Here is a 419-nt window from a genome sequence, read left to right as displayed (position 1 = left end):
CGGGGATGACGACCTGACAACACCGTGCGCGCCAGCGGCGCGCACGGGTCACGGCGTCACTTGATGATCTTGCTCACCACGCCGGCGCCGACGGTGCGGCCGCCTTCGCGGATCGCGAAACGCAGGCCTTCGTCCATCGCCACCGGATTGATCAGCGACACCACCATCTTCACGTTGTCGCCCGGCATCACCATCTCCACGCCCTCCGGCAGCTGGCAGGCGCCGGTGATGTCGGTGGTGCGGAAGTAGAACTGCGGACGGTAGCCCTTGAAGAACGGCGTGTGGCGGCCGCCCTCGTCCTTGCTCAGCACGTAGACCTCACCCTCGAAGTCGGTGTGCGGCTTGATCGAACCCGGCTTGCACAGCACCTGGCCGCGCTCGACGTCGTCGCGCTTGGTGCCGCGCAGCAGCAGGCCGGC

The 419-nt window shown here is 67.8% G+C and carries 1 protein-coding gene; it reads right to left on the bottom strand.

The genetic code is table 11. The features are described from left to right. Window positions 1–56: 56 nt before the first annotated feature. The coding region (locus tag K6753_RS14415) for an EF-Tu C-terminal domain-related protein (RefSeq protein ID WP_484549424.1) at window positions 57–419 on the bottom strand (363 nt) is incomplete at its 5' end.

This window comes from Novilysobacter selenitireducens (assembly GCF_020026895.1).
Classification (GTDB): Bacteria; Pseudomonadota; Gammaproteobacteria; order Xanthomonadales; family Xanthomonadaceae; genus Lysobacter_C; species Lysobacter_C selenitireducens.
Note: the sequence above shows the minus strand (reverse complement) of the source record. Positions and strands in the feature narration are given on the sequence as shown.